The sequence below is a fragment of the Mesorhizobium robiniae genome, from assembly GCF_040545535.1.
Lineage (GTDB): Bacteria > Pseudomonadota > Alphaproteobacteria > Rhizobiales > Rhizobiaceae > Mesorhizobium > Mesorhizobium robiniae.
On the sequence record NZ_JBEPMC010000014.1, the window covers coordinates 48,166 to 72,727 of the forward strand.

Annotated in this window: 18 protein-coding genes and 3 pseudogenes; 4 read left to right on the forward strand and 17 right to left on the reverse strand. The window is 58.6% G+C overall.

The features are described 5' to 3' along the window. Nucleotides 1-399: 399 nt before the first annotated feature. The 10 genes and pseudogenes from ABID19_RS29410 to ABID19_RS29455 all read right to left on the reverse strand — a co-directional run. A pseudogene (locus tag ABID19_RS29410) lies at nucleotides 400-645 on the reverse strand (carbonic anhydrase family protein); the annotation flags it as partial. A gap of 136 nt (nucleotides 646-781) precedes the next feature. After that, nucleotides 782-1,482 (reverse strand): annotated as a pseudogene (locus ABID19_RS29415) (sulfotransferase domain-containing protein); the annotation flags it as partial. A 259-nt stretch (nucleotides 1,483-1,741) separates the two neighbouring features. Next, entirely contained in the window at nucleotides 1,742-2,794 is a 1,053-nt protein-coding gene (locus ABID19_RS29420) for an NADP(H)-dependent aldo-keto reductase (protein WP_263790843.1), read from the reverse strand. A 35-nt stretch (nucleotides 2,795-2,829) separates the two neighbouring features. Continuing rightward, nucleotides 2,830-3,618 (reverse strand): ABC transporter permease, encoded by a 789-nt coding sequence (locus ABID19_RS29425; RefSeq protein ID WP_006201685.1) that lies wholly within the window; start codon nucleotides 3,616-3,618, stop codon nucleotides 2,830-2,832. Nucleotides 3,619-3,620: 2 nt separating this feature from the next. Continuing rightward, a complete protein-coding gene (gene nodI / locus ABID19_RS29430; protein ID WP_006201686.1) occupies nucleotides 3,621-4,535 on the reverse strand; it encodes a nodulation factor ABC transporter ATP-binding protein NodI in 915 nt (304 codons plus the stop codon). Nucleotides 4,536-4,539: 4 nt separating this feature from the next. Beyond that, nucleotides 4,540-6,249 (reverse strand): nodulation protein NodU, encoded by a 1,710-nt coding sequence (gene nodU / locus ABID19_RS29435; protein WP_263790841.1) that lies wholly within the window; start codon nucleotides 6,247-6,249, stop codon nucleotides 4,540-4,542. A gap of 31 nt (nucleotides 6,250-6,280) precedes the next feature. After that, entirely contained in the window at nucleotides 6,281-6,901 is a 621-nt protein-coding gene (nodS, locus tag ABID19_RS29440) for a nodulation methyltransferase NodS (RefSeq protein ID WP_354494182.1), read from the reverse strand. An 11-nt stretch (nucleotides 6,902-6,912) separates the two neighbouring features. Next, the gene (gene nodC, locus ABID19_RS29445; RefSeq protein WP_263790839.1) at nucleotides 6,913-8,265 is read right to left on the reverse strand and encodes a chitooligosaccharide synthase NodC; all 1,353 of its coding nucleotides are present in this window, start codon (nucleotides 8,263-8,265) and stop codon (nucleotides 6,913-6,915) included. 43 nt (nucleotides 8,266-8,308) lie between these two features. Continuing rightward, nucleotides 8,309-8,959: a chitooligosaccharide deacetylase NodB gene (gene nodB, locus ABID19_RS29450; RefSeq protein WP_263806563.1), complete on the reverse strand. Its 651-nt coding sequence runs from the start codon at nucleotides 8,957-8,959 to the stop codon at nucleotides 8,309-8,311. After that, on the reverse strand, nucleotides 8,956-9,546 hold the full coding sequence (locus ABID19_RS29455) for a NodA family N-acyltransferase (protein WP_263806564.1): 591 nt from the start codon (nucleotides 9,544-9,546) through the stop codon (nucleotides 8,956-8,958). Before ABID19_RS29455 ends, nodB begins: the two co-directional genes overlap by 4 nt. Nucleotides 9,547-10,048: 502 nt before the next feature. Here ABID19_RS29455 and ABID19_RS29460 point away from each other — a divergent pair. After that, a pseudogene (locus tag ABID19_RS29460) lies at nucleotides 10,049-10,827 on the forward strand (transposase); the annotation flags it as partial. A gap of 262 nt (nucleotides 10,828-11,089) precedes the next feature. Here the strand turns inward: ABID19_RS29460 and ABID19_RS29470 are convergent. Further along, entirely contained in the window at nucleotides 11,090-13,030 is a 1,941-nt protein-coding gene (locus ABID19_RS29470; protein WP_263806565.1) for an acyltransferase family protein, read from the reverse strand. A gap of 174 nt (nucleotides 13,031-13,204) precedes the next feature. Between ABID19_RS29470 and ABID19_RS29475 the strand changes: the two genes are divergently transcribed. Beyond that, on the forward strand, nucleotides 13,205-14,155 hold the full coding sequence (locus ABID19_RS29475) for a LysR family transcriptional regulator (protein ID WP_263806566.1): 951 nt from the start codon (nucleotides 13,205-13,207) through the stop codon (nucleotides 14,153-14,155). Here the strand turns inward: ABID19_RS29475 and ABID19_RS29480 are convergent. From ABID19_RS29480 to ABID19_RS29495, 4 genes are all read right to left on the reverse strand, one after another. Further along, nucleotides 14,136-14,411, reverse strand: a complete 276-nt coding sequence (locus ABID19_RS29480; RefSeq protein ID WP_263806567.1) for a 3-keto-5-aminohexanoate cleavage protein — start codon at nucleotides 14,409-14,411, stop codon at nucleotides 14,136-14,138. The genes ABID19_RS29475 and ABID19_RS29480 overlap by 20 nt on opposite strands. A gap of 196 nt (nucleotides 14,412-14,607) precedes the next feature. Continuing rightward, nucleotides 14,608-15,930 (reverse strand): aspartate aminotransferase family protein, encoded by a 1,323-nt coding sequence (locus tag ABID19_RS29485; protein ID WP_263806568.1) that lies wholly within the window; start codon nucleotides 15,928-15,930, stop codon nucleotides 14,608-14,610. A gap of 85 nt (nucleotides 15,931-16,015) precedes the next feature. After that, the gene (locus ABID19_RS29490) at nucleotides 16,016-17,632 is read right to left on the reverse strand and encodes an MFS transporter (RefSeq protein ID WP_263806569.1); all 1,617 of its coding nucleotides are present in this window, start codon (nucleotides 17,630-17,632) and stop codon (nucleotides 16,016-16,018) included. A gap of 13 nt (nucleotides 17,633-17,645) precedes the next feature. Next, nucleotides 17,646-18,476 carry an alpha/beta fold hydrolase gene (locus ABID19_RS29495; RefSeq protein WP_006201702.1) on the reverse strand — a complete coding sequence of 277 codons (831 nt, stop codon included), beginning with the start codon at nucleotides 18,474-18,476 and terminating at the stop codon, nucleotides 17,646-17,648. A 260-nt stretch (nucleotides 18,477-18,736) separates the two neighbouring features. On the opposite strand from ABID19_RS29495, the gene ABID19_RS29500 reads away from it, so the two are divergent. Further along, nucleotides 18,737-20,164 carry a sigma-54 interaction domain-containing protein gene (locus ABID19_RS29500; protein ID WP_006201703.1) on the forward strand — a complete coding sequence of 476 codons (1,428 nt, stop codon included), beginning with the start codon at nucleotides 18,737-18,739 and terminating at the stop codon, nucleotides 20,162-20,164. Between the two features lie 212 nt (nucleotides 20,165-20,376). Here ABID19_RS29500 and ABID19_RS29505 read toward each other — a convergent pair whose 3' ends face one another. Further along, nucleotides 20,377-21,213: an EamA family transporter gene (locus ABID19_RS29505; protein WP_263806570.1), complete on the reverse strand. Its 837-nt coding sequence runs from the start codon at nucleotides 21,211-21,213 to the stop codon at nucleotides 20,377-20,379. Between the two features lie 215 nt (nucleotides 21,214-21,428). Between ABID19_RS29505 and ABID19_RS29510 the strand changes: the two genes are divergently transcribed. Then, nucleotides 21,429-22,028 carry a helix-turn-helix domain-containing protein gene (locus ABID19_RS29510; protein ID WP_006201706.1) on the forward strand — a complete coding sequence of 200 codons (600 nt, stop codon included), beginning with the start codon at nucleotides 21,429-21,431 and terminating at the stop codon, nucleotides 22,026-22,028. A 97-nt stretch (nucleotides 22,029-22,125) separates the two neighbouring features. Here ABID19_RS29510 and ABID19_RS29515 read toward each other — a convergent pair whose 3' ends face one another. Next, complete coding sequence (locus tag ABID19_RS29515; protein WP_263806571.1) at nucleotides 22,126-24,522, reverse strand: transketolase; 2,397 nt, start codon at nucleotides 24,520-24,522, stop codon at nucleotides 22,126-22,128. Nucleotides 24,523-24,562 lie beyond the last annotated feature (40 nt).

Below are 24,562 nucleotides of genomic sequence, written 5' to 3' on the forward strand. Positions count from 1 at the left end.
GATGCTTCTCGCCAAATCGTCCGTCGGTCGATCTCTCTGGATTGCGATGCTCGGCCCTTAAGGCTTGTCTTCTTGCGACAGGTTGCATGCGCGCGCCAGAAGCAAAGCAGGTCCTATGCGACCGTGTCGTTGCCGCGTCGCCGCCGATACTTTGAAAAGGTACGTCAAGAGACTGATTCCGCCGGTCGCAGCAAGCGACGTGCGGTTCAACAGGTATTTCGGAGTTCGGCCACTGCCAAGGAAGCCGCACTTGATGACACGCTTCGTGCCATCGGGAGCGACGCCCCGCTCTTCTGTTATCAAGCTAGAGAGCGCTGAGTGATCGAGATCGCGAAGCATCTCAACCTGACCCGGCGTCGCAACCCACCGCGGTTGGCTGCACGCCCAAAGGCCTCAGCCTCAGTCACGGCCCAGGGTGAAGCGCCGATTGGGTGCACGAAGCGGCCGCGCGTTCAGGGGGAAGAGCGAGGTAAATCGCTTGATGTCTACAGCGTCGACCTCGACCGGATCCATTGCCAACATCCACTCGACGTTCTCGGTGCAGGGCGTCGTCGTCAATGATCCCTCACAGGTCCAGTAGCCGAGCGAGGCCGGCAAAAGCCCATTGGGATCGACCTCGTCGAGCGCCATCTCATCGCCTGGCCGCGCAGTTCAAGTGAATAGATGCCAAGATCCCCTAGCTTGGTGTCGGCTGTAACATCGTGCCGGTGTCCGAGTAAGCTTTCAGCTTTGGGATGATCTCGGTTGCCGTCCGATCGCTCGCTGCCCTTGCCCGAAAGACGTCATCAACCTCAAAGAACCTCGCGTAAGGTCTGTTCGCGAAGTGAAGCCGCAGCTCATCAAAATTCTCTATCGTTTGATCCAGCGGTCGCGTCTCCTGACGCTGAAGGATGGCGCTGCCAGAAAGCTGAAGCGTTGGGACCCCCAGGAAATCCCAAATCGTTGCCAAGCATGCGGCAGGTTCGCGAAGACGGCTCTCATATTCGATCTCAAGCATGCTGGTCGGTGCAAAGGCGTGCGCCACCCGAGCGTGGAAACCGTCGGCAGTCTTGAAATAGGCCTGGCACTTGGCGATTGACAATCTGATGCGCGGCGGGGAAGCCGCTTGACTGTCCGAGCCGAACTTCAGCCACTGGCCGGATTGCCTCGCCTGCACCAGCGACCACAGCGATTCCAAGGTATTTGTGCGAACCACAAGGATGACCTTGAGGCCGGGCCAACGGACCAGTTCGGAAAAAAGCCCGGGTGATCGTGAAACTGAGGTTCGTTGATCTTGCAACCAACATGCGTCACCTTCTTGTCGCTCCCTGCGGGAAAGCGCAGATAGGCGAGCTTGAGGAGTTCGCGATCGCTGCGTAGCATGCGAGCTTTGTCGAGCCAATTCGTATCACAAGTGTTGAGCAACTCACCGTTGCTCAACACGTTCGGATGCTCGTTCAGCAACGCTTCCAGATAGTGCGTGCCAGTCCTTGGCATCGCCATGCGTCATTGCGTGTTTCCAACTTGCGTGAATTGCAGGCGGTCCGGGTGGCGTCCCAGTACAAGATCCGCTGTCATCTGTGCGCCGGTCCGTTCAACAGTGTTAGGAACCGAAGCGCGGAAACAAACAAGACAGAACTATCAGCGTCTGATCACGCAGACCCGCGTGAGTACCTGTCTCTTCCCGCGTTGCTTTTGATTTTGGGTCTCGAATACGCGACACCAGATCGACGACACGATTTGACAAGAAAGCCAAAACCAATCATGGCACCGGCGTGCCATAGCGCTGGTAGATTGACTGAATGCCGTCGAGCATCTCGCGTGACAGGGTGACTTCCAAACTGGCGATGCTGTGCTGCAATTGCGGCACGGAGGTAGCGCCAACAAGAGTGCTTGCAACAAAAGGCCGGCTTCTAACGAATGACAACGCGCCGTGCACTGGATCGATGCCGTGTTCACGAAAGAGCGTTGTATATGCGAGTGCCGCATGCTGCGCCCATTCGCTGCTGTAGCGGAAGAACCGTCCGAACAAGTTCAGCCGCGAACCGGTTGGCCGCTGCCCCCCCAGGTACTTTCCAGTCAGCGTGCCCATCGCCAGCGGCGAATACGCGAGAAGCCCCACCTGTTCACGCAGAGCCATCTCCGCCAGGCCGTTCTCGAAGTCGAGGTTGAGTAGATTGTATGGATTCTGAATGCTTATCACACGGGCGAGCCCTAGTGTTTCCGCGTGATGCAGGAAGCGCGCCAAGCCCCAAGGTGTTTCATTGCAGAGCCCAATGTGGCGTACGCGACCGCTTTTAACGAGCGCGTCCAACGCCTCCAACGTTTCCAGGATTGGTACCGCATCGTCGTCGAGTTCATACTGGTAGTCGACCAATTCGAATATATTGGTGCTACGGTCGGGCCAGTGCAATTGGAATAGGTCGATATAGTCCGTCTGGAGCCTTTGGAGACTGGTTTCGACGGCCTCGAACAGGTTGGCGCGTGTGTAGCTGACACGGCCGTCGCGCGCATGCGGTAAGTTCGCGTTGCCTGGTCGAGCAGGACCGACGGCTTTGGTCGCAAGCACGATGTCTTGCCTGCGGCCGGTCTGCCGTAGCCAACTCCCGATATAACGCTCCGTAAGTCCATGTGTCTCGGCGCGGGGAGGCACAGGGTACATCTCCGCAGTATCGACGAAGTTTATGCCGGCATCCAGGGCTGCGTCTAACTGCGCATGCGCCTCGGCCTCCGTGTTCTGCTCTCCCCAACTCATAGTGCCCAGGCCGAGCACGCTCACCTTCAGGGCGCTGCGTCCCAGTTCATGATACTGCATTGTCTATCTCCTTCTCGAATTGTTCGTAAATAGCGTCATGGCATCAGGCGCCGACGGAACAGGGCCGTCGACACGAAAAAGGGCAATACTGCGTAGATGGAAAGCGCGCCGATATGCAGGCCAATGCTGTCGGCCGGACGGCCAAGCATCGCCGGGCGAATGAGGTCGATCGCTTGTGCCAGCGGCAAGAAGTGCGCGGCCTGTTGAAAACCCTCGGGCAATTGGGCGACTGGAAAGACCGCGCCGCACAGGAACAGCATGGGGGTGACAACAAGTGTCTGGTAAAACACGAAATAGTCGTAGCTGGGTGCAAGCGCCGTCACCACCATCGCCAGGCTTGCGAAGGCTAGCCCAGTGAGGGCGATGACTGGCAGCGCATAGAGGATGGAAGGCCACGCCGCATAGCCTAGCGTGCCGGCAACAATCGTAATCCCCGTACCGGCGAGAAAGGCCTTGGTGGCTGCCCACGCCAATTCACCGAGAACGATGTCACCGAGCGTAAGCTGGGTGTAGAGGATTGCTTCCCATGTGCGCTGAGCGTGCATGCGAGCGAAAGCCGCATAAATCGTCTCAAATGTCGCAGAGGTCATCGCGCTTGTCGCGACCATGCCGCCTGCCAGAAACGCGACATACGAAGTACCGTCAACGCGACCTACAACAATTCCCAGGCCGAAGCCAAGACCGAACAGGTAGATCAGAGGATCGGCCAGGTTCCCGAGAAGCGACGCAAGCGCGACCTTCTTCCATGCCATATAGTTGCGGCGCCATACCGCGATCCAGTTCCAAGCGTTGGTGGGCAGAGCCGTGGCACAACCTTCACCCATGTTCATTTCTCCATCTCGCGCCCGGTCAATCGCAAAAAGACATCCTCCATGTTCGGCGGACGCTCCAGAAGGCGTAAACCCGCACGCCCGCGCAACTGCAGGCGCACTTGCTCCGGATCGGGCGCGTAGCAAAAGAGTGTCTCGCCGCTCACCTCGATGCGCTGCGCATACGGCCTAATCAACGCATCCAGCTCATGCGGATTGCCGCCATAGATTTCGATCACCTGACATCCGATCTGTTCGTCAATCAGCGTGTGAGGACGGCCTTCGGCAATGTTGCGACCTCTTTCAAGCACGCACAGCCGATCGCACAACCGCTCAGCCTCTTCCATGAAGTGGGTTGTCAAAAGAATAGTCTTGCCCCGCGCGAGCAGCGACCGCAGGCGTTCCCATATCAGGTGTCGCGCGTGCGGATCTAAACCGGTGGTCGGCTCGTCCATTACAATCAGTTGCGGGTCGTTGATCAACGCACGCGCCAGCGTCAGGCGCCGCTTCATGCCGCCGGACAGTTCGGAAACGCGAGCATGCGCCTTGCTTTCGAGGCGGGCGAATTCCAGAAGCGACGGTATGACTGCTTCGATCTCGCGTGTGCTCATGCCGAAATAGCGCCCGAATACCAGCAGGTTCTCGCGCACCGTGAACTCAAGGTCCAGGTTGTCGAACTGCGGGACCACTCCGATGCGCCGGCGTGCCAAGCGAGCGCGTGCCGGAACTGGCACGCCGAGCACGGTGATCTTGCCCGCATCAGGCGAGGTCATGCCGAGGATCATACGCGCAATCGTGCTTTTGCCCGCGCCGTTAGGTCCCAAGAGCCCGAAGCATTCCCCCGCTGCTACGCGGAATGACAGCCTGTCGACAACGACCTTGTCATCATATGTCTTGCTTACGTCAGTAAGATCGATTGCTAGCATGGACATACGTTCATGTTACCGTGCAGGTCGTCTCAACTGGCGATTGCTCCGTTGCCTGCGTTTTCGTCAACAGCAGGCCGTCGCACCATACGCGTTCGATGCGTCCCCACTCGCAGGCTGCAGCAGCGTCCGGGAAGAAGCCACGTCCGTGGTGATTGGCACTCGTGTTGCAAAGCAGCGGAATGCCGGTGAGTTTTTCATATGCGACAAGTAGCTCGGCGACTTCGTGTTGCGATCTTCTCGAGATGGTTTGCAGTCGCGCAGATCCGTCGAGATGTACAACTGCGGGGATTTTGTCCCGCCACTCCGCCCGCGTCTGGTGATCGAACAACATGTAAGGGTCCGGCGTTCCAGGGCTGAAAATATCCGGCGCACGGTCCTCAAGGCATATCGGCGCAACTGGCCGAAAGTGCTCGCGAAGTTTAACGTCGTTGAGATAATCCTTCGTCCTCGGCGAAGTAGCGGCCGCGAGAATGCTTCTGCCTCCCAACGCTCGAGGTCCAAGTTCGGCACGCCCGGAAAGGAAAACCACGGGTTCGTTTCTGGCGAGAATGGTCGCAAGTTCCGGCATGCTGCACGGCGTGGCCTCCCATCCTGGCGGCACATCGCCACTTTGTAGGACCGGACCGCTGTAGACTGACCATTCCAGCGGGACGAATCCTTGCTGCGCCACCATTGCAGAGCAAGCGGCTCCGATTGCCGAGCCGCTGTCATTGGGAAAGGGCGGTACCCAGACATCGTCGAAAAGGCCGGTCTCGCGTAGTGCACTGTTCCATTTGATATTGAGCCCGCAGCCGCCGGCTATACACAAATATTGCGGTCCCGCAAACGAATGGCGCTGCAAGGCAATTGTCATTTCCTTGACGAGGAGACGCTCGAGGAACATATGAAAAGACGCAAGTACATCTTCGGGTGCCTCAGCTTCCAATCGGAGCGCGGCGGCGTCGAAGAACTCATGTACAGCCGCAAGCGTGGACTCTGCACTGACGATGTTCGCGCGGTAATGATGGGCGAGCTCCGCGTCGCCCGCAAAGCGCTCCTCGTATAGCTCCTGAAACACCGCCACGATGTCTTCATGCACCGACCCGAGCGCGATGTAGGCCATCAGCTTGCCGGCAACACCTAGATCCCAGCCGGCGCGGCCCGCTTGCTTATAAGGTCCGAAATGATGGCCCGCGGCAGCGTAGACATGACCTATCACCGGGAACAGACATTCCAGGAAGCGGGCACCTCGCTGTTCCACATGGTAGAGACGCGGAAAGATGCAGCCGTCCCACACCAAGCAGAACGCGGGTTGTCCGGCCCTGGCAAAGGGGCTGGTGCAGTAAGCGGAGGCCACATGGCCCGTCACGTGCGGGTAGCTTTTATACGGGAAAACCCGGCCGTCGAGCATCAGGCCGGAGCTGTTGAGCGAAGTTAGAAGGCCCTCGGCATCGCGTTCGATATAAGGCGCCCCTTTAAGGATGACAGGAGTTTCCCCACTGAGGACCTGAAACTGCGACTCCACCTCCCCGTCCCAGCCGTCGATAACAAACTGTTCAACGTCCCGCGCATCCATACCGTGCTCAGCCAATGCGGTTACAACAGTGTCGAGATTGTCGATGGCTTTGTATCGTCGGTTGTTGTCTCGCTTCTCCTGCTCAACGCAAAAGACGAGCCGTCCGTCTTCTATGAGGGCAACCGCCCCGTCATGCGTCAGATTGATGCCGCAGATGCGCATAGTATCTCCATATCTAAGGTCGGCAATTCGCTTAATTTGGAAGCCGAACCGGGTTCCTAAAGCGGGCGAGCAAGCAGTCTTCGTTGTCGGACTCACCGCGGCACTGCAGACGCTCGACCTCGACCAACGATTCATTCAGAATGGCCAAGACCGTCTCGGCCCCGGCAGCGTGACCCCAGCGCCGGCAAAGGGCATCGCGCGCCGATCCGAAAACCAGATGCCCGCCTGGCGCAAGCAGCCGCACCAGATTGCCGATGGCCGCGCGCATCTCGGCTATGCCCTCGACGTAGTAGAGAACTTCCGCCACGACGATCAGATCGAACAGCTCGTCAGTCGAAAACTGTTGAACGTCGGATACTATCCAGCTGATGTGCGGTAGCTTGTTCACCCGTTGGCGCGCTAGATCAATCGCTCGCGGCACGACATCGACCACGGTGAGCCGTTGGCAGTAGGGCGCGAGTTTTTCCGTGAATGCGCCTGCCGCGCACCCGACTTCGAGCGCATTCATGACAGGACCTTGGGAGAACGATAGCTGAAGCATTTGCATGTAACGCTCTTGCTCGAACGGATTGCCGTCGAGCCGCCACGGGTCGTCCGCGGCCAGATCCTGCTTCAACAATTGATAGTTCTTGTCCTGCTTCAATTCATCCACCTCGATAACCATCATTCGTCACAGCAAACGCTGTCAGATGTCACCAACATCGCTGAATCCCGCGCTAACCTGCGAAGCGACGCCGCATTTCCCGTAAATTCTGTAGTGTTTGATCCAGTGATCGGGTTTCGGATGTGGACCTGTTTTTCGCCCATATCTGGTACGGCGGTAGCAGAACTGCGCGAAAGCCAATCACTATTGCTCAATGTGCACAACGCATAGGCTTTCAAGGGAAGTAAGAGCAAGATGTTGATGAATGTATGCAGAGAAAAGCCAAGAAATCGAAGCTGACGAGTACGAATCGCTACAACGCTGCAGCGAATGATGGTCATGGATGCAATCATCAGGACTGTCCACCAAGGCACTGTGGCTGTCAGTGCGAACTGCGCGAGCCCGGTTAGCACCGATAGCGCGAGGAGTAGCGGACCGAGATTCTGTCCGATCACGTCCAATGTGAGAAAGCGATCGAGGCCGGGCAGCAGGCGCAACGCAAGCAACGTGTCCCGAAAAGTGCTACGTGCCCAGCGCAGTTGTTGGCGCAAATATGGCCCTAGCCTGTCAGGAACAACTGTCGACGCGATGGCGTCCGGGACGTACTCGGTTTGAAGGCCTGCTTTGAGCATGAGGATCGTGAGATGGCGATCCTCGCCGAAGTCGCTTGGCTTTCCCCGAAAGAATTGCGATTCGTACTTATCCAGCAGCAAAAGAAGCGCGGATCGGCGATACATGGCACATGGGCCGCAGCAGCACATCACGGCACCGAAGCGAGCCTGTGCCGCACGCTCCTCGTTGCAAGCCAGCCAGTACTCCATATCGATCATCCGAGTCAGCCAGGTGTCGCTCCGGTTGCTAGCCGTCAACTGGCCCATGGCCGCGCCGATCGTTGGATTGCGCATCTTCAACGCAAGCTTTGCGATGACGTCGGACGCGAGTATCGTGTCAGAGTCAACGTTAAGCACCAAATCTCCAAATGAGCGGCGTATCGCCGCGATCTGCGCCTTGCGCTTCCCGACATTCTCGGGAAGCAGAATGATATTGAACATAGGGTTGCGGGCGTAGGCTTCGTGAACAGGTCCTACTGCAACGCGATTTCCAGAACCGTCATCAACCACATAGACCCGGAGTTTTCCGGCATATTCTTGGTTTGCAATGGAAGCCAGGCATTCCGAAAGCGTGCGCGGGTCCTCGTTAAAGCAGGGGACAATGACATCCACGCTCGGCATTTGGCCAGAGTCGGCCAGACCCTCCAATGCCGATGAAGTGTTATTCGGCCGAGCGTAAGCGATCTGCATGCTTCTATAAGCAGTCGAAAGTATCGCATATGTCGAAATGGCGACGGTGCTGACTGTATCAAGAAGGTACATAGGGTATTGCCTTCAGCTTCATAGCAAATTTCTCTCAGTGATATTAAGGGAGCAAGCGGAGTACGAACCCGCGACTATGCAAAGCAGGAATTATTTGGGATACTGCCATGATCGTCTGACGCCGGAGACTGACGTCTGCGCTCGCTGGCAACTCGTCGGGAGGACATCCGTCGTGCAAGAGTACAATTGCGCCCGGCTGGACAGAATCGAGCACTGCATCGACAATGGCGTCGACCCCAGGTTGCGACCAGTCTCGCGGGTCTATCGACCAGTGGACGGCGGCCAGTCCAGCGCTCACCGAAGCAGTGAGTACTTCTTCGGTCCAGTTTCCAAACGGCGCGCGCATGTGCCGCACAGAGGCCTGGGGGCAGGCCGTCATGATGGCCCGGTTCGCCTCAAACATTTCACGCTGAACTTCGCCGGGTCCGCATCTGGACAGATCCGGATGTGTCATTGTGTGGTTAGCGACCTGGTGCCCTTCTGCTACCATTCGTTGAATTAGTTCGGGCTGGTCTGCCGCGTACGCGCCGATGACGAAGAAAGTCGCCGGCACGCGGTGTTCTGCCAGGACATCGAGGATCTCCGGCGTGGCAAATGGATAAGGACCGTCGTCAAACGTCAAATAAACGCTCGGCTGGCCTGTGCCGTCAGCATCCTCACTGCGCACTTCGGACAAGCAATCGAAGTGGTTCATAGCTCTGGCCCATTCCGATCGATGAAATTACCGGTGGGCCAATCGCTCATCGACCGTGCAAGGGTTAAAACGATCACAAGTGCGTCCTCGATGCGAGTGGGCGGCTTGTCGAGACGCGCGTCTGGTAGGGTGGAGCGCACGCGAATCCCCGACAAAACGGTCAGTTGGCTGTGTCGGCCGAACCTTTCAATGTGTTTTTGCAGCGCGTGCCGAACGGTGCCAAAAGCGAATGGAACGCCTAGCTCCTGCAGCGTTGGAATCATGAAGCGGATCGAATGGGCGATCCCAAGGCCCTCAAGGTCCGGACGGACCCCGTACAGGCCTAGCTCGGCAACCAGAAGATCGACCCCGTCAACCTTGATGAAACGCCGCAGGCAGCCCATGTGAGCCGCCACACCGTTCGAGTCATAGGCGATTGCGCGGAGTTCGGGCCTGGCGCCAGCCCAGCTTCGACTACCTTCGAAGGGTTGTGCATTAAAGACTCCAGTCGGCCCGTAGGTCTTTCGAAAAAACTCCGTCAGTTCGACATGGTCGCCCAGTTGCAACTCATTTTCCCAGCACAGCTTCCACCGCACCTGCGAGCGCATGTAAAGACTTCCCTATTTTTGCTGTTTGTTTAAGACGCCTGATCACACGTTCGACGCAGCAGAGGCCGTCGTCAGCGATCGTGATGTCGGGCAATTGGGCGGATGGAACCCTTCAGGGCATTGCGTTCCAGATGTGGTGATGCTCTAATCGATGTCCGTCTTTGTTGTGCCGCCCAGGAAATGTACCGCTGGAGTACTTGGTTTCGCTCAGTTGACGATCTTCTAATGTATTACGCTCATGGATTTGTAAAATCGATTGTTTGGATAGACCGCATCCACGCTTTGGATGGGTTCGGTCATGCGGCTGGAGGCCTTTACCCAGCTGTTCAGGATGGATGCCGCGAACTTCTCCCCCGTCCATCCAAGCCGTCATCCGATCCATAAGGTGCTGATTATCCCTTGCGATCGCGACGCCCTCCCAGCGCAAGTCCAAGCGATCCTTAAGGACGGCACCTCCACTTCCCGACCGCCTGCTCATGCACCGCAAACTCAGCCGCGACGATGGAAGGGCCGCCGGCGTGGCCCGCGAAAGGATCGGCGATGGGCCAAGGCCTGGCGCCCGGAGCAGATTGCCGACGCCTGCTGATCGACTTCCCGGACGACAAGACGATGCGCATCAGCCACGAAGCCATCCATCAGGCCTTCTTCGTTCAGGGGCTGCGGAGTGCTGCGCCGCTAGCTGACGGCCTGCTTGCGAACAGGACGTGTATTACGGGTCCCCAGGGCGCGCGTACGTAGGCGAGGCACAAGGGCTTTATCTCGCCGGAAATCATGATAAGTCAGCGTCCCCGCCGAAGCGGCCGATCGAGCGGTGCCGGGACATTGGGAGGGAGACCTCATCCTCGGTCTTGGCAGCTCGCGACGGGCACGCTAGGCAAGCGACGCGCTTCACGATGCTACTGCATCTTCCCCGGCTTGCGGGGCATGACCCAGCACGATCGTCTGACGATCGATGCGGGTGTCTAGTTCTACTTCTGCGATCCGCAAGGCCATGGCAGCGCGGAACCAACGAGAACACCAATGGACTGCTGCGTCAGCACTTCCCGAAAGGGCCCGACCTGAGCATCCACCGCGCCGACGAGGATCGCCGCCGTGGCGGCCCTCAATGCCCGGCCGAGAAAGACCCTGGGTTGGAAAACGCCGGCAGAGACGCTTGACGAGTTGCTGGTCCTCTACAGCCCATTGTCTCGCCAGGCACAGAATAGCGTTGGACCGTCGGAACCGGCGGGAAGCGGTCCGGTAATGCCCGTCACTGGCAGCCCGTCCAGGCGATCGATATAGAGGAGCGCGTCCACGATTGTCCGCATCTCGGTCGTCCGTGGTCGTCCGGTCGCCTTCGCTCCAGGCATGAACGGCTCGATCAACGCCATTCCCTGTCGGTCAATGCGTTTACTCCCGCTGGCCCGCGCAGCAATATTGCCTGCGTGTGGCCTCCGTCAAACCCATGTCGCGATCCCGCTCAAGTCTAGACAACTCAAGCGAATCGCAACGGACAGAGCCACTCATCCGCTTCCACGTCCAAGCCCGAGTTTCGGGTCAGGCTCTAACGAGCAGCCCTGATCAGCTTCTCAGCAAGTCTTGTCTGGCGAGCAATGATTTCTGATCCTTCATAGGAAAGATGCCCGCTGTCTCGATAAAGGAATTTGCCATCTATCTCGGTCTTGCATGTGGTCTCATCGCAGAGGAAGTCGCGGTAGGAAATAACCACTACGTCAGCCTTCAAGGAAACTTGTTTCAATAGCTCAAGAGTTCTGGATCTTATCTGGAGGTAATCACTTACATATATTTTACAGTCACTGTAGGGACCGATCATAAAACTTCCCAGCGACTTTCGCTCAAGGCAATCGCCGATATCGAAGCTTGCGACTGGCGGAGGGGCAACAACAACCACTCGCTTGCCCTGCGCTCGAACGGCTTCGACGAGAGCCTTGATACCATCGACTGCTACATCTAGAGAAGCGTCAACCTCCGTGAAAGTACCATTGCTCTTCTTAAGAAGCATGAAGTCCGTCGACACAGGCGTGGCAAATGGGCTTGAAATGGCAACGGTCGTGATCTCGGGCCGACGTTTCAAGACATCCAGAACACTGTCATTGAAGCGCATGCAGTCCTCGCCGAAGGCACGGGGATAATAAGGAGACTCTGTTGACGTCTTCGAGAAGGCAGCAATGCCAATGGCGGGGAAGCATGCACTCATCGTGAGCTGCGCCAGTCCGCCTTCGCCGACTGTCTTGGCCAAGCCGGGAACGAGTGCCATGGCAAATGAATCGCCCCAAACCAGCAATTGGGGCCTGTCTATCGTCTGGCAGTTCTTGGGGATTTCCCGAGGAGGCGATCCTGGCTTGAAAACACATGCTGGTCCCAAACCGCTATTGATCTGCCGGATCTTGGCAAAGTCAACATTGTTCTGGATTGCGGCGATGGCGACTGAAGGTGACAAGCCAAGAACAACGGATGCGGCAACAAGTCCTCGGGCCAGCCGTCGACGAGACGTGACGAACCCCCGCCGGAACGGCTCCTCCACGAAGCGGTAGAGAGCCCAGCCCGCAACAAATGAGAAAGCAACTGCCGCGTAGATCGCAAGGGCAGGAGCATCTGACAGCCAAACAGCCCGCACATAGACAAGCACAGGCCAGTGGACCAGATAAAGCGAGTACGATACATCCCCTATCCTTGCCATGCCTCGAATCGCCGCGTTATCCCTGCTGGGCGCGAGCAGGAGGATCAGGGTTGCCAGGCAAACCAAAGCGGCGTCCACGCCCGGGTGCTGGGAACCAACAGGGGCAATGGGAAGAAAGAGAAGAAGTACGAGCGCGGGGAGGCGCAGCTTCGAAAGCTTGGCAGTCACCCAAGGGCTGGCGGGAAGCAAGGCTCCGAATGAACCGAGGGCCATTTCCCAAAATCGGGTGGGTAGAAGATAGAATGCAGTGGATGGGTCATAAGAGGCCACGTATAGACATAGAGCTAGGCTGGCAACGAGGAGTGAACTGACTCCTATCAGCCACCATCTTCGGGGAGCCAAGGCCAAGAAGGCAGGCAGCAGCAGATAATACTGCTCTTCAACACCAAGCGACCAAACATGCAGGAGTGGCATCGTATCGGCGGCTCCGCCGAAATAGTCGCATTGGAACCAGAGAACGATATTGCCGGAGAATGTGAGCGCCCCGAGGACTTGATTTTGGAACTCCCTCAGGCTCACTTCGGACAGCAAGAAAGGCGCAGCGATCGTCGTGAGCGCAATGACGACATAGGCAGCGGGCAACAGACGCTTCGCACGTCGATAGTAGAATTCCCAAAAACTGAATCGTGATTGCTCAAGCTGCGTCCTGATGAGGCCGGTGATCAGGAAGCCCGAAATCACGAAAAAAATATCAACGCCCAGGTAACCCGCGGCGAACGGCCCAAGGCGAGCATGGTAGAGGACAACCAGCAAAACAGCCAGACCCCGCAAGGCCTGGATATCAGATCGAAACTCTCGCGGCATGGGACTGCGTTCCAGATGTGGTGGGTGCTCTAACCAATGCCCGTCCTTCCTGCGCCGCCAAGAATGCACCGCTGTGGCACTTGATTTCGGGGGGTCGATGCTTCTAATGACGCATGCTCACTAATTCCTAAAATCGATTGTTTGGATGCCACGCATCCACCCTATGGATAAGACATGCGGTTCAAAGGCCTTGATCTAAATCTCCTGGTGGCACTCGATGCTCTGATGACCGAGCGCAACCTCACGGCGGCGGCGCGCAACATCAACCTCAGTCAGCCAGCGATGAGCGCTGCCGTCGCCCGGTTACGGGCCTATTTCAACGATGACCTGTTTACGATGCATGGTCGTGAACTTATCCCAACACCGCGTGCGGAAGCGCTTGCCATCACGGTGCGCGAGGCCCTGCTGCACATCCAGCTCTCCGTTATTTCCAAGGATCTGTTTATCCCAGCCAAATCGGGTCGCCGCTTCAGGATCATCCTTTCGGATTTCATCACACTGGTGTTTTTTAAGACGATCGTAGAGCGTACTGCGCTGGAAGCTCCCGAGGTCACCTTCGATTGTCTGCCTCTTGCCGACGACTACGATCAGCTTCTCCGGCGCGGCGACGTCGATTTTTTGATCATGCCGGAACTCTTCATGTCGAAGCAGCCTCGTGAAGCACTGTTCGAGGATATATTCGTATGCGTAGCCTGCGGCACGAATAAGCCGCTATCCGAGCCATTTACATTCGACCGATACATGTCGATGGGGCACGTCGCGGTCAAATTCGGGAACACCCTGAGGCCGTCCATCGAGGAGTGGTACTTGCTCGAGCACGGTATCAAGAGACGAATAGAGATCGTCGTACAGGGCTTTAGCATGATCCCGCCCGTTCTATCAGGCACCAACCGTATAGCGACGATACCCTTGCGACTGGCTCAGCATTTCGCAAAAACAATACCCCTGCAGATAATGGAGCTTCCGCTGCCACTTCCCTCATTGAAGGAGGCCATCCAATGGCCTGCGCTTCACAGCAGCGATCCCGCAAGCATTTGGATGCGGGAAATGATGTTAGATGAGGCATCTCGCATGGCTTCCTCACCCGAGAGACTGTTTGGAAATTCTACTCTGGCGGCCGTCTAGCGGTTTCCACGGACCCAAATGTCCGCTTCGTGTCAAGCGAAGTGAGGATTTGACCCCCTAATACAAGAAGCCAGGCCTTTTGCGACAGCCGAGATTGCCCTGAAGCTGGGCCGGCGACCGGCGCACCAAGCCGTTCCAAGTGCCATTTCGCTTTCTCGACGAGTTCGGCATTGCTCTTCACGAGCTCAGTCAGCGACATCTGGGTCGTGTCCTCCATACCGATCCGGACATCGCCACTGAGCACATAGGACTGCATCAATCGCGAATCGGCGGGATGCTGGCAACACCCGAATCGTGCCACCTTGGCCCAGTCTGGCTATTCGGCTGGGAGAAGGGCGACAGACGCAGCACCATATATTGTGGCCACCTGAGGCGAACGGGATAAGCGGTCTGCACCAACAAACAGTGCCGTTCGCTCTGCCGACAGCTTCCCAATCATATTGCGTAGGTCATCAGGCGAAAGCCGGCAATGCTCGGTCGAAGGCCCGTACTATCTCGTCGATATCCGCGCCCTCCATGGCGGTGGAGAACGCCATCAACCCGTTGCCTGAAATGATCACGCCTTCGTCGAACAATACCTTAGCGAGCGCCGAAACCCGCGCGGCGCCATCCGCCGCTGCGAATGTGGAACGGTAGTCGCTCAACGGTGCGTCCGTCAGGTGGAAACGGCGTAGCGAGCCCAGCCCGGTAACTTGCCCCTTGATCCCGTGTCGAGCAAAACACGCACGAATACCCTGGTCGAAGCGATCACCGAGCGCCTCGAGCTTCTCGAATGCGGCGGGTGTCAATTCCTCCAGAGCGGCTATACCGGCCGACATCGACATGGGATTGGCACTGAACGTCCCGCCATGAGGAACAGCGGGTTTGCCCTTGCTCGGATCGAACACCGACATCACTTCCGCCAGCCCGCCGATGGCGCCGATTGCAAAGCCGCCGCCGATGATCTTGCCGAGCGTGGTAAGGTCCGGGTCGATGTCGAAACGGCCCTGAGCGCCATTGTAGCCAAGGCGAAACGTGATGACCTCATCGAGAATCAACAAGGCCCCGAGTTCGCGCGTGACCCGCCGCAGCATCGCCAGATAGTCGGACTTTGCCGGCACGAGGCCAGCGCGGTTTGGCATCACATCGACAAGCACGGCGGCGAGGCTGTTGCCGCTGGCACGCAGGATTGCCTCGGCGACCGGGGTGTTGTTGAAGGGAATGACGACGACATCGTCGAGCACCCCTTGGGGTGTCCCCTCGGCTGCCGGCACGGATCCCGGCCTATCGATATCCCCCCAGGTAACTGGACTGGCGTCCAGACTTGTCTCGGCCGGGTCGTACGTTCCGTGATAGGCGCCCTCGCATTTTGCTATTTTCGGTCGGCCGGTATGGGCGCGCGCCGCCTTGATAGCGTTCATCACCGCTTCGGTGCCGGAATTTGTGTAGCGAAGCTGCTCGACGGACGGCAGACGATCGCACAGAATTTCAGACAGCCGGATTTCGCTCTCGGTAGGCATGCCGAAACACGTTCCGGCTTCAAGCTGCCGTGTAGCCGCCTCGAGGATTTGGCGATTGCCATAGCCATGGATCAGAGAGGTGGAGTTTCCCAAGGCATCGATCCGGACATGGCGGTCGATGTCGGTGATCCGGCAGCCATCGCCGCGCCTTGCATAGATTTGATGCGGTTTGCGATAGACGGTGGTGCGCGTGTTCCCGCCAGGCATGACCTCGCGGGCACGCGCATAGAGCTTTTCGGAATTTGGTGTCGCTGGTCCTGACATGATGTCGCTCATCACTTGGTTCTAGGGGGCAAGGTTGATCCGCGCGCGACGCACGCGGCGCCGTTGGGACAGCGCCGCGGCCTTCTATTCCGCCGCCCTAGTTACTCAAGTCGCGGCCACGGGTCTCTGGGAGCAGAAACGCCCCGATAACCGCGGTCAAACCGGCAAACGCGACGGTGTACCATAGGCCACCGAAAATATCGCCGGTCGCGATGACGACAGCTGTTGCCACAAAGGGCGCGAATCCACCAATCCAACCGTTGCCAAGTTGCAGGGCGACCGACACCCCGCTGTAGCGGATCCGGACAGGAAACAACTCGACCAACAATGCCCCGAGCGGTCCGTAGACCATCGTCGCAAGAAAGATCAAAGCGAACAGAACAGCGACCACCATGGGGCCGTTGGGCTGGGCGGGTGTATTTGCCGGCGGCATGCCCTTTTCGGTCAATGCCGCAAGGAGTGCGGCATCATCGAAGGTTTTGGGTGCGTCATCGTTGATCTGGATGCGAAGGGGTTCAGCGTCGGTGTTGATGGTGTAGGGGACGGCGTGCGCCGTTAGCAGCGCCTTCACCGTCTGGCAGTGTGTCGCTGCCTTCGGTCGGAAAAGCTGCCCGACGAACGACTGATCCTGGCGGCAGTCATTGCCAGTTAGCACCACTGACGTCTTCGAGCGGAACTGTGCGAGCGCAGGGTTCCCGTAGCTCGCAAGGCCCTGGAAGAGCGGTATGATCAGCAGGGCTGACAGCGCGCAACCCGTCACCACGATCCACTTGCGTCCGACCTTGTCGGACAGCCAACCGAAGAAGAGGAAGAACGGCGTTCCCAAAGCGAGTGCCGTTAGAAGGTAGAAGCTTGCCTGGTCCTGGCTCATCCTCAACGTCGTGGTCATGAAATAAAGACTGTAGAAATGCCCCGTATACCAAATTACCGCCTGACCAGCGACGGCGCCGAAGATCGCAACGAGCACATGGCGCAGGTTTCGGCCGTCGGCAAATGTATCGGCGATCGGATTCTTCGAACCTTTGCCCTGTGCCTTCATCTCCTGGAAGATAGGTGATTCCTGCAGTTTGAGACGAATGTAGAGCGACAGCAACAGAAGGACGATCGAGCCGATGAACGGTATGCGCCAGCCCCAGTTTGCGAAGTCTTCCGCTGACATGGAAGCACGACACAAGACGATCACTATCAGCGACAGGAACAGGCCGAATGTCGCGGTGATCTGGATCCAGCTCGTCGTGAAGCCTCGCCTTTCCACATCGGCGTGCTCGGCGACGTAGGTGACGGCACCGCCGAACTCGCCGCCGACGGCCAGCCCCTGCAACAGCCGCAGACAGACCAGGAGTATCGGAGCGGCCCACCCGATGGACTCGAATGTCGGCAAAAAACCGACCGCTACCGTAGCAAAGCCCATGACCAGCATGGTCACGAGAAACGTTTTCTTGCGACCGACAAGATCACCCAGCCGGCCAAACACAACGGCTCCGAAGGGACGAAGGACGAAGCCCGCCCCGAAGGTCGCCAGTGCAGCGAGCAATGCAGCCGTTTCATTGCCTTTGGGGAAAAACAGGGTGCTGAACAATACGGCAAGGGAGCCGTAGATGAAGAAATCATACCATTCGAACACGGTTCCCAAGGCGGCGGCAAAGACGATCCGCTTGGTGTCGCGGTCGAGATCGTGCGATTGCGAAGCGGCAGTGATACTTTGAAAGGACATTTGAACCTCCCAATCAAACAGTTTGCTGAGAGAGGCCAGCGCCTCCCATCAGACGGGATCGGCTGATGTTCTCGACGAGGAATTCGTCGAGCACGCGGTTGAAAACATCGGGCTGCTCAAGCATCGGGAAGTGGCCCGCCTCGGCGACGATCTCAAGCTGGCTATCGGGAATTCCTTCCGCCAAAATAACCGATTCACTCGGAGGCGTGATGACGTCCTCATTCCCGACGACGACCAGGGTCGGGACGCGGATCTCTCCGAGCCTGAGGCGACTGTCCGATGCATTGAGTGAGGCGATCGCCTGGCGCGCCACGAAGTCCGGAGTTTGCGCGACCTCTTCCTTGGCAAATGCCACGAGCTCAGCGCTTGCGGCCCGGCCGAAAGATTTTTGGATGACATTCTGGCTCGCCGTAACGACTCCCAGCTCATCGATTGCCGTCAGCACACTGTCGGCATTTACGTGCTCGCCTAGCCCATGTGATGTAGCCCCGACAAGCACAAGCGCTCGCACGCGTTCGGGGTGGGAAAGCGTAAAACTCTGAGCCACGGTCCCTCCCATCGAAAGGCCAACGAGAATAGCCTCGCCGATTTCCAGGGCGCGATACACTTCCAGGACATCCTCCGCAAAGGCCGGTACCGTGTAGTCGCGTCGCTTGCGGCGCGGGGATGCACCATGTCCGGGCAAATTGATCCTGATGACCCTGTATCGCGACGAGAACGCCTCGATTTGTTCTCGCCAGAATTCGGCTGTGGTCGTGAATCCATGGACAAAGACCAGTGGTGTTCCTGCTCCAGACACACGTACCACGGTGTCTCTTATTTCAAAGGTGTCGATGCGCGTCATCTCTTTCCTCCCTGCGCGTTTCCACACGGGGAACTTTGCAAGGCCCGGGCCAGTCCACGCTCGCGCGCCAACAACCCTCTTATCGAGTTGGTATCGTTGTAGAAAATCGTCGCCTTTGAAACTGTGAGCGATGTTTGACAGGCCGCAACCGGGATAGTAATGTCACCGAAGAGACACACTATCGTCTCGCTTGCGGGACACTCGGACATCATGAAGCCTCGCAAGCCTGCGCTTGGGGCTTGGCCAACACAGGTGCTTCAATGGCGCTTCCGGATTGGTTTGTCGGTTCATCCGAAGAGGCCGACTTTCTGAGGCTCATCCTCGATCATGTCTCGGACTGTCTGGTTGCCGTTGATACGTCCGGGACGATCGTGTTGATAAACGAGCCTTATTGCCGCCTGCTGGGAGGCGAGGCAGAGGAGTTTCTAGGTCGGCACATAACCGATGTGGTTGGGCAACAAACCCGGCTTCATCTTGTTGCTCGAGGCATAGGGACCCATGTCGGCTATCCCTTGGAAGTTCGTGGCCACAAATTGGTGACGAAGCAGGTTCCTGTACAGCGCGATGGTATTACTATCGGCGCGGTAGGGCTGGCCCTGTTCTCCGATTTCGATGCGCTAAAGAAAACATACAGCCGTATCTCGAAGGCGGAGCTCGCCATCCCTCAAAGCAACAAGCTCTGGCAATCAAAATTCAGCTTGGACGACATCCTTGGACAAGGTGAGCAGATGGATGCGTATCGCGGCGCCCTTCAGTCGGTCGCGGAATATGAACTGCCAGTGCTCATCTGCGGCGAAACCGGCTCGGGCAAGGAACTGGCCGCGCATGCAATTCATGCCCTATCAGACAGATCCCGCGGACCCTTCGTCTGGGTCAATTGCGCTTCGATTCCAAGCGAGCTCGTCGAAGCTGAGCTATTCGGTTACGAGGGTGGCGCCTTCACGGGTGCCCGCAATCGCGGCAAGCCGGGCAAGTTCGAACTTGCCGCAGGTGGCGCGCTGTTCCTGGACGAAATTGGCGATATGCCGCTTTCCCTTCAAGGCAGCTTGCTGCGCGTCCTTCAGGCCAACGAGATTGTGCGGGTAGGCGGCACCACTCCCGTGAGCGTCAGCGCGCGTGTTATCTGTGCTACCAACCGACCGCTCGCCAATATGGTCAAAGCTGGCCGCTTTCGCGAAGATCTCTACCACCGGCTGAATGTGCTTCCCATAATTGTACCTGCTTTACGTGAGCGCGACGATGTCGGTTTTCTCGCGGAGCAATTGCTCTCACGCATCACCGACCGTCTGGGCAAGCCAGCGCCCGCGTTGGCGGCGAAGGACCGTCAACTCCTGCTCCGGCATTCATGGCCCGGCAACGTGCGCGAACTGGAGAATGTTCTGACGCGACTGGTCATCACCGGCAAACTTTCTGCGTCTTTCCCAGAGTTTCCTTTGGAGCCGACATATGCGGGATCGAACCCTCCGCTCAAGCACCGAATTCAAGCCCAAACCGGAGCGGAGATTCGGGCCGCGTTGAAACAAGCTCAAGGGAACAAGCGTCGCGCCGCGGATTTGCTCGGCATAAGTCGCGCACATTTATACCGGCTCCTGAAGGCGCACAGTGCCCAAGGGCCTGTCAAAGGTGAAATGTCGCCGATGCAACCTTCAAGCCAGCGCAAGAATACTTCGTTTGGGGCTGGCGGCTGACCCCGGAAGGGCAACGCGACCGTTGCCACTTCGCAGGCGCTCCACGTCCGGTTGGCATCCGCGAATTGTCATATCCTGACGGCCAACTGCCCTGCGCATGCCACTCGATCGTCGCACCAGGACGATAGGGAGAACGTGACGCCCCCTCTTGCAAGGACGGGCACCTCAGACCGGCATCTATCATTATCGTCCCGAGCCGCTTGGACCACCCCTTAACCGGATTGGAGAAGGAAGACCGCCGGAATGGCCAAAAGCAGCCCGATCCCTTGTGTAATCGAAGGCCGCTCTCGCAGAACGGCGATGGCCAACAGGATGGTGGCGACCGGATAAAGTGAGGCGACGGCGGCAGTCTCGGCCAACCCTCCCGTGGCAAATGCAAGCATCAGCAGCAGGTTTGCAGTTCCATCGAGAAGGCCGGCAACAGCAGCGACACCCAAGCTCCGCAACTGAAACACGTGTCTTCGGCTTCTCAGGGCCACGGCAGTAACCAGTACAAATGCTGTGGCACGAACAAGCGTGAGTCCCCAGATCCCTCCCCCTGCCGCGTCGACTCTATCAAGGCCGATGTAGAACAGGGCCAAGCCAAGCCCGGCACCGATAGCGACAATGATGACCGATGGGTTCCGGATGCTCTTGTACAAGCCACCACTCAAACCCGATAGAAGAGCAGCGCTGAGGCCGGCAGCCCCGAGCCCAAGCAACAGATGCCCTGTCAGCGCTTTGCCGGTCAGAATATCCACCAGAGCCGGAACGGCGATTGCAACGACGGCGGTGACCGGTGCGACCTGGGTCATCTGTCCCTCGGCGAGCGCGCGGTAGAGGAGCGACACACCGACCGCGAAACCTGCGCCAGCCGACAAACACCAGTTCAGCGGAAGCGTAGGGGGCGGGCTGCCCTTGAAGCATGCCGCGACGCCTAAGACCAGCAAGCCCGTTCCGAGCGCCACCAACACGACCCGGCGCCAATCCGAACCGCGGGACGCGACACCGCCAAGAAAATCGCCAGCGCCAAAAGCGGCGGCCGCCAAGCTTGCGGCCGTGACACTCATGCGCAGCACCCAGTGAGCAGAACGGGTTTCAATGGTCGATGCATATCCGCCGCCGCCCTTATTGTCGGGGATGTATCTGACTTCAAAGCAATGGCTTTACGAGCGATCGGAAGGTACATCTTCATCAATCCTTGAACAAATGAGATGGCATGATTGAAGTCCCCGCACCGGTCATTATACTGACCGTAAGCGGCATATCTGGAGAAGTCAATATAATGACCAAGCACGCAGCAGCGGTGGCAACCGAGAGAGAACTGGGAACGCTGCTCTCGTCCAAGGTGCAGCATTTGCGGCAATTGCAGAATATGAGCCTTGATGCGCTAGCGAAGCGCGCGGGCCTTTCGAAGGGCACGGTTGTGGCCATCGAACAGGCAAAGGCAAATCCGAGCATTGGAGTCTTGTGCCGCCTGGCCGTCGCGTTCTCGCTGTCGGTCAACGACTTGCTAGGTCAAACTTCGGAAGAAATCACAGACGATCGTATCGAACGGACCAAACCAGCAACACTTTGGAAAACCCCGCAAGGCAGCGAGGCGAAACTGATGGCATCGACCTCAGGCCGAACGATGTTCGAGATGTGGTCCTGGACGATTGCGCCCGGTGATGTCCATTGGTCGGACGCTCACAGCCGCGGCACTCGTGAACTTGTTTCGGTCCTGCGAGGAAGTCTGAAGCTCACTGTCGGCTCCGAAACCATAATCTTGCAAGCCGGCGAAGCCGCGCGACTCCTCACCGATCAGCCGCACTCCTATGCGGCTGCCGACGATCATGCCGTTTCGTTTTCCATGGCTGTGCTGGAACGGGGCGTAGAAACGTGACCCCGCGGCAATATGGCGTTGGCTTGATGGAGTCTCGAGCGGCTACTCAAGCATGACACCCCCATCGTGCCGATAGCGCAAGACGTCCGCCGACCGCTTAGGGAAGCGCCTTCAGGTATCGGATCCTGCGGCCGGAACTGACTGCCTGGGCGGCATGCACGATGGCATTCGCATCGAGACCATGGTGGCGATAGAGATCTGCAATCGTGCCGGTCTGGCCAAAATGCTCGACCCCAAGCGCCTTGACGCGATGCCCGTTCACGCCGCCGAGCCACGCAAGCGTCGCCGGGTGACCATCAATTGCGGTAACGATTCCGCAATCGCGCGACAGCGGTGCCAACATCCGCTCGATGTGGCTAAGGGCGCCGGTCGTTCCGCGCTGGCGGGCACGCTCCGCTGCCTGCCAGCCCGCGTTCAGCCGGTCGGCTGACGTGATTGCCATCAGCCCGACGTCGCGCCGGTCCTCTGCCAGAAGCCCAGTCGCTGCAATCGCCTCTGGCGCGACAACGCCTTGATAAGCGATCACTACGCTGGCGTTCGGCCCGGGCGGTCGCAGCCAATAGGCGCCATTGACGATATCCCGTGCCAGGTCCGGCCTGATGTCGCGCAACGGCTGCTCGAGCGGCCGGGTGGACAAGCGCAGATAGACCGACCCTCCGGTCTGATCGCGCAGCCATGTCGTCTCGTCCGGATCTCCTTCGCCGTTGCGCTGCATGTAATCGAATGCGAAGCGCATGATCACAGACAACTCGTCGACGAAGGCCGGTTCGAAGGCGCAAAGCCCATCCTGCGCCATGCCGATGAGCGGGGTGCCGATCGATTGGTGCGCCCCGCCTTCCGGCGCCAGCGTCACGCCGGAGGGCGTGGCGACCAGCATGAAACGCGCGTCCTGGTAGCAGGCATAGTTCAGTTGATCGGCGCAGCGATAGATGAACGGGTCGTAGACCGTCCCGATCGGCAGCAGACGCACGCCATTGATCGAATGCGATAGACCGAGCGCCCCGAGCATGATCATCAGGTTTGACTCTGCGATCCCGAGTTCCAGGTGCTGCCCCTTGGGTCCGAACTCCCAACTGTAGGTGGAGGGGATGCGTTCGGCCTTGAAGGTGTCGGCCATCGTCTCGCGCGCAAAAAGGCCACGCCGGTTGACCCACCCCCCAAGATTGGTCGAGACCGTCACATCGGGCGAGGTGGTGACAATGCGTTCGGCAAGTGGACTCTGCTCGCGCGCGATGTCGTTCAGGATCTGGCCGAAGCCCATCTGGGTCGAGAGCGGCTTGCCGCGCTGCCCCGATGACGGAAGGGTTTCGGGCACCGGCACTGACGGCGCCGACAGCCGGCGCCGCCCCTCACTGAAGAACGGCACCTTGGAGAAGAAGGCTTCAAGCTCCGCTTCCGGCAGGGTGGCCGCGGCCCATTTGCCCCACTCCTCACCCGGCTTGACGCCCATTTGCCGGCGGAACCCTTCCATCTGTGCAGGCGTCATCTGTCCCGCATGATTGTCCTTGTGCCCTGCAAGCGGCAGGCCGTAACCCTTGATGGTGTAACAGATGAAGCAGACAGGGCGGTCATGTCTGGATGCCGCTTCGAACGCTTCAAGGAGGCTCGGCATGTCATGCCCGCCAAGGTTCGTCATGAGCGCCTGCAACTCGTCGTCGGAGCGGCGTTCGATCAGAGCGGTGGCCGGACCCTGATCTCCGATCTCGTCGAGCAGCCGCTTGCGCCAGGCTGAGCCTCCCTGGAAGGTCAGCGCCGCATAGAGCTGGTTGGGACACCGCTCGATCCACTCACGCAGCTTCTCGCCCCCCGGCTCAGTGAAGGCGGCCTCTTGTAGGGCACCATGGCGCAGGATCACCACGTCCCAGCCGAAGTTACGGAAAATCTGCTCGAACCGCTGCCACAGGCCCTCGCGGATCACGGCGTCGAGCGACTGGCGGTTGTAGTCCACGATCCACCAGCAGTTCCGTAGCCCGTGCTTCCAGCCCTCGATCAGGGCTTCGTAGATGTTGCCCTCGTCCATTTCGGCATCGCCGATCAAGCTGACCATACGACCCTCGGGGCGGTCCTTGATCCAGCCATGGGCCGAGACATAGTCCTGCACCAGCGACGAAAACAGCGTCTGCGCGACGCCGAGCCCCACCGACCCGGTCGAGAAATCGACGTCGTCGATGTCTTTGGTCCGTGAAGGGTAGCTCTGGGCGCCCTTGTAGCCACGAAAGTTCATGAGCTTTTCACGGGTCTGGTTGCCCGCGAGATATTGGAGAGCGTGGAAGATCGGCGCCGCGTGAGGTTTGACCGCCACCCGGTCCTGTGGGCGCAGCACCGATCCGTAGAGTGCCGTCATGATCGTGCTCAGGGAGGCGGAAGAAGCCTGATGGCCGCCGACCTTGATCTCGTCGCTCTCGCGGACGTGGTTGGCGTGGTGGATCGTCCAGGCTGCGAGCCAGGAGACGCAGCGCTCGATCTCGTTCAAATGTGCAAGTTTCGTCGTCATTCACTTCCCCGAAAATCAGCGTCCGGATGGCTGCATCCCA

What these genes read in the sequence shown, in the direction of transcription:
- ABID19_RS29420 (WP_263790843.1), bottom strand. Translation starts at nt 2,794, where the DNA reads ATGCAGTATCATGAACTGGGACGCAGCGCCCTGAAGGTGAGCGTGCTC.
- ABID19_RS29425 (WP_006201685.1), bottom strand. Translation starts at nt 3,618, where the DNA reads ATGGGTGAAGGTTGTGCCACGGCTCTGCCCACCAACGCTTGGAACTGG.
- nodI (WP_006201686.1), bottom strand. Translation starts at nt 4,535, where the DNA reads ATGTCCATGCTAGCAATCGATCTTACTGACGTAAGCAAGACATATGAT.
- nodU (WP_263790841.1), bottom strand. Translation starts at nt 6,249, where the DNA reads ATGCGCATCTGCGGCATCAATCTGACGCATGACGGGGCGGTTGCCCTC.
- nodC (WP_263790839.1), bottom strand. Translation starts at nt 8,265, where the DNA reads ATGTACCTTCTTGATACAGTCAGCACCGTCGCCATTTCGACATATGCG.
- nodB (WP_263806563.1), bottom strand. Translation starts at nt 8,959, where the DNA reads ATGAACCACTTCGATTGCTTGTCCGAAGTGCGCAGTGAGGATGCTGAC.
- ABID19_RS29455 (WP_263806564.1), bottom strand. Translation starts at nt 9,546, where the DNA reads ATGCGCTCGCAGGTGCGGTGGAAGCTGTGCTGGGAAAATGAGTTGCAA.
- ABID19_RS29470 (WP_263806565.1), bottom strand. Translation starts at nt 13,030, where the DNA reads ATGCCGCGAGAGTTTCGATCTGATATCCAGGCCTTGCGGGGTCTGGCT.
- ABID19_RS29475 (WP_263806566.1), top strand. Translation starts at nt 13,205, where the DNA reads ATGCGGTTCAAAGGCCTTGATCTAAATCTCCTGGTGGCACTCGATGCT.
- ABID19_RS29480 (WP_263806567.1), bottom strand. Translation starts at nt 14,411, where the DNA reads ATGCAGTCCTATGTGCTCAGTGGCGATGTCCGGATCGGTATGGAGGAC.
- ABID19_RS29485 (WP_263806568.1), bottom strand. Translation starts at nt 15,930, where the DNA reads ATGAGCGACATCATGTCAGGACCAGCGACACCAAATTCCGAAAAGCTC.
- ABID19_RS29490 (WP_263806569.1), bottom strand. Translation starts at nt 17,632, where the DNA reads ATGTCCTTTCAAAGTATCACTGCCGCTTCGCAATCGCACGATCTCGAC.
- ABID19_RS29495 (WP_006201702.1), bottom strand. Translation starts at nt 18,476, where the DNA reads ATGACGCGCATCGACACCTTTGAAATAAGAGACACCGTGGTACGTGTG.
- ABID19_RS29500 (WP_006201703.1), top strand. Translation starts at nt 18,737, where the DNA reads ATGGCGCTTCCGGATTGGTTTGTCGGTTCATCCGAAGAGGCCGACTTT.
- ABID19_RS29505 (WP_263806570.1), bottom strand. Translation starts at nt 21,213, where the DNA reads ATGAGTGTCACGGCCGCAAGCTTGGCGGCCGCCGCTTTTGGCGCTGGC.
- ABID19_RS29510 (WP_006201706.1), top strand. Translation starts at nt 21,429, where the DNA reads ATGACCAAGCACGCAGCAGCGGTGGCAACCGAGAGAGAACTGGGAACG.
- ABID19_RS29515 (WP_263806571.1), bottom strand. Translation starts at nt 24,522, where the DNA reads ATGACGACGAAACTTGCACATTTGAACGAGATCGAGCGCTGCGTCTCC.